Source organism: Wolbachia endosymbiont of Glossina morsitans morsitans (assembly GCF_000689175.1).
GTDB classification, from domain to species: domain Bacteria; phylum Pseudomonadota; class Alphaproteobacteria; order Rickettsiales; family Anaplasmataceae; genus Wolbachia; species Wolbachia pipientis.
On the sequence record NZ_AWUH01000160.1, the window covers coordinates 1 to 4368 of the forward strand.

The 4368-nt window shown below is 32.5% G+C and carries 2 protein-coding genes and 1 tRNA gene; 2 read left to right on the top strand and 1 reads right to left on the bottom strand.

Translation table 11 applies throughout. From position 1 onward, the window contains the following. Window positions 1–105 precede the first annotated feature (105 nt). Window positions 106–181, bottom strand: a tRNA-His gene (locus WGMM_RS04060). A 150-nt stretch (window positions 182–331) separates the two neighbouring features. Here WGMM_RS04060 and murJ point away from each other — a divergent pair. Both murJ and WGMM_RS04070 read left to right on the top strand, forming a co-directional pair. After that, window positions 332–1819, top strand: a complete 1488-nt coding sequence (gene murJ, locus WGMM_RS04065; RefSeq protein ID WP_038250465.1) for a murein biosynthesis integral membrane protein MurJ — start codon at window positions 332–334, stop codon at window positions 1817–1819. A 3-nt stretch (window positions 1820–1822) separates the two neighbouring features. Continuing rightward, window positions 1823–4366, top strand: coding sequence for an AsmA family protein (locus WGMM_RS04070; RefSeq protein ID WP_038250468.1), 2544 nt, complete (start codon window positions 1823–1825; stop codon window positions 4364–4366). Window positions 4367–4368: the final 2 nt, after the last annotated feature.

A 4368-nucleotide genomic window follows, 5' to 3' on the forward strand; every position in this document is an offset into this window, starting at 1 on the left:
TCATCAGTGGCCAATGTATAGCTAACTCACGTCATACCGTCACGGTATCTCTAGATCCCGCTAACGAGCAGCGGGATGACGGTTTTCCAAATTATCGGGTTTTAGTGGGGCGAGCGACCAGGATCGAACTGGCGACATTCAGTACCACAAACTGACGCTCTACCAACTGAGCTACGCCCGCCAAGATATAAAATTTCTAACATAAGAGCGCAAATAGTCAATTGATTATTTAACTCTCCTTTTGCAGAGGGTTTTAAGTTTAGCCAATAAATATTTTCATTGATACTTTTACCATTATAGTTAATCGTATTGACACTAATGAAGTAGTGGTATGTTTAAAAGTATTTTCACATTTAGTTTTTTTACGGCTATTTCAAGGATCTCAGGGTTAATAAGAGATGTATTGATTGCTACGGTTATTGGTGCGAACTCTCTTGCAGACATATTTTTTTCTTCGTTTCGCTTTGCCAATCTATTTCGAGCATTTTTTGCAGAAGGAGCGTTCACTACCTCATTCATACCGTTATATTCGACAGAATCATATGATAATAAAAAGGCATTTAATTTTGCAAGTAGTGTAATATCCATTACGTTTATTATCTTAGTAATTTTTTGCCTTATTATGCAAACTTTCTCCCCTTATATGATTCAAATTTTTGCTCCTGGATTTGACCAAAGTAAGTTTACCCTTACTGTTACTTTATCAAGAATTATGATGCCCTACATAATCTTTGTTTCAATTGCATCACTTATTGGTGGAATGCTGCAAGTAAAGCAGCATTTTGCTTCAACAGCTATTGCACCAATCGTTTTGAATCTTTGTTTAATCATCAGTTTGTTTGTGCCTTACGTAAAAACCTCAGCGCACAACCTTTCTATAGCTGTGCTGATAGGAGGAGTTTTTCAGTTGTTGCTAATGCTATTTAGTGCATATAAATTAAAGGCAGCTTTTTCTTTTAGCCTTGAATTAAGCAATGAAGTAAGGTTATTTTTTAAGCGTGTGGTACCTGCAATTATCAATAATTGTGTAACTCAAATAAGCTTATGGATTGATACAATCATGGCGAGTTTTATACCAAATGCGGTGTCCTATATATATTATGCCGATAGACTAAATCAACTACCGCAGGGAATAATCGGTACTGCAATTGGTACAGTGCTTCTTCCTTTAATTTCAAAACAGGTGGATAATACTGAAAATATAGTCAAAATACAGAACAAGGCTCTCAACATAGGATTAATGTTAATTATGCCAACAACTGCTGCCTTTATCATTATTCCCGACATAATTTTACTTACGCTTTTTTCTTACGGCCGGTTTGATCATTATGCAGTGCAGCAAACTGTTCCCACTTTAATAGCATTTTCTCTTTCTTTACCTGCATTTATTATAAATAAAGTATTGCTACCTACATTTTTTGCTAAAGGTAATCTGAAAATACCAACCATATTTTCGCTAATGTGTCTTGGAATTAATGTAGTGCTAAACCTTTTGTTAATGAACGAGTATCAGCATACGGGGATTGCTATTGCTACTTCCGTTTCCACTTGGATAAACTCCATTCTATTAATTAGTTATTTAACAATAAATAAAATGTATAAGGTTAGCCAAGCGTTATTGTTAAATGTCATGAAAATTTTTGTAGCAACGGCAGTCATGTCAATAGCCCTTTATATTTTTAATTCTTTGTTGGCAGGATTATTTTTTGATAAAATGTTGGCTCGTATTGTTTATTTAACGACTTTAATAGCTTTGAGTGTTATTGTTTATTTTGGTATTCTCTATTTAATATTTAAGGGAAACTTTAAGCATGTGTAAATTATGAGACTTTCTTTATATGCTATATTATCAATCTCACTGCTATTAATTCTCATGCATGTTGCTGCAACTTTTAAGGATTGGAGTGGCTACAGGAAATATATCATAAAAGAGTTAGAGAAGACGTATGATGCTAAAGTGCATATTGGGGGAAAAATTAAAGTTTCGTTGATTACCCCAAAGCTCGCTATTTATAATGTATACGTACAATACAGCGAAAATAAAGAGCAAAAGTTGTCAGATTTAATTAGTGTAAGAAAAATTGAAATAAGGCCATCGTTCCTATCGTTGTTTTTATTTTCGTTGCAACCAAAGTCAATCACATTGTTTGGCATGAAAAGCAACAAAGAAAATTTACTTAATATTATAAATACAAACGCCAGTGGTAACACAGTCAATATAGTAATAAAAGACAGCCAAGTAAGTTTCAAGAATGATTTCGCTGATATTGTTAACATAAAAGAAGTTGCTGTAAAAAAAAATAAGCAGTTTTTTGGTAAAGTAAAGGTAGGTGATAATAATTACGATTTTTCAGGAAAGGTTAATATCACAAAAAGGAATGTACACATTAGTGTTGAATCAAATTTTGTAAATTTGCTATTTACAGGTAATAGAAATCAAGAAGAACTCCAGGGTAATTTAGCATTAACAATTAATAACAGTTCCGGTTCTGTGAGTGATTTAGCAAAAATCATTAATCTTAGCTTTCTCTCTTGTGTTATTCCTAGCGAAAATATCAAGATATCATCCAATATAAGTCTTAATGAAAGTGAGTTTACGGCAACTGACTTAAAAATTGATTCCAAAAGCATGCAAGCCAGCGGTACAATACAAAATGATAGAAAAGGCAATCACACTAATTTCAATATTAGCTTCAGTAGAGTTGATTTAGATTCCATACAAAATGATTCACAAAGAACAATGAATATGAAGGATCTTCTGGAATGTTTTAGAGCAGTTGTGCCAAAGAACTTGAGCTTAAATTTTAATATGGAAGCTTCTAACATTCAATATCAAAACAAAATATTGGACAATTTCCGTGCTGTACTAAAATCCACTGATGGCAAAGTAAAAGTTAATACGCTTCTTAAATTTCCTGGAATCAATAATATATCTTACTTATCAGGAGAGATCTCAAACAATAATGTCCTATCTGAATTCAACGGTGATTTATTAGTCGAAGGAAATGATTTTGAGTCATTCATTTCATGTTTTTTCCCTTCTATAAAGATGAAAGAAAACCAGAAAAATCAATTTACACTAAGTTCTAAACTGCACCTTGCACCAAGAATATTATCTATCTCAGACATTAGACTGCTAAATAATAAGGAATCCTTGCAAGGATCAATTAGAGTAAGCCACACAAAAAAACGCAGTGTGATCGATGGTGAATTTAGCATGCATAATCTTGATGCAGATAAATATGATCATTCATTATTTAGCAGTTTACCTAAAATGCAATGGCTGAAAAATTTTCAGTATGATACAAATATAAAGGCCCGTGTTAATAACCTTACATTGAATGATACGAAAATTAAAAATTTGGATTTTTTGCTGAAAATGGAAAAAGGTAAGCTAGTTGCAGATAAAATAAAACTATCTGGAGAAGAGTTCGATATTACCGGTAATGCAAAAATATTAGCAGATCAAAAATACGCCAAACCTTTATTAGATGTTAACCTTACGGGCAGTAAATTTAATGGAAAAATTATTACATTACCAAATTTAGTAGAGACGAAAAGAAATTCAAGAAATGAGATAGATCAAATTCAATGGTCAACAAAGCAGCTTGATTTTTTGGATGATAAAGAAGGCTTTGATGCAAATGTGCAAATCAATACTGCAGAATTTAAAACCGAGCAGAATGTTTTAAAAGATTTTAATTTGGATGCGGTAATGAGAAACAACACTATCACTATCAGGCAGGCAAGTCACGTATTAGAACACGGGCAAGTGTTTTTTCAGGGTTATTTAAGATCAGACTCAATAAATACAAGGTTTTCTATTGTAAATTTGGACACTAAAAAGATTGGTAAGGTTATAGGAATTGACAATGTAAATGGTCAGGTAAGCTTAAATGGTGAAATCAAAACTCAAGGAAAAAGTTTTCATGATTGGGCTAGTAACTTATCAGGAGATGTAAACTTACAAGCGCAAGGAATAGAAGTTACTAATGTAGATTTCAATTCATTTATCACTAATTTGTTAAGCAGTAATAATAAGTCTGAAATCTCCACACTTGCTTATATTGATATATATAACGGTAAAACATTTTTTGAAAATATTAGCGGAAAAGCAAGTATTAAGAGTGGCATATGTTCAACTAGTTTACAATTCGGGATTGATCAAGCATCAGGGTCGATCTCTTCTAATTTAACCTTATCTAACTTCACTTTAAATTCTATATTCAGGTTCTTTTTCATACCACCAAATTATAGTAATCCAATCTATATCGATATGCATTTGGATGGCCCTATTTGGCGTCCTAAGATGAGTTTTGATGTAGACCAAATCTTCATCGCTCTGGTTGGCAAGAAAAATAGTTAATT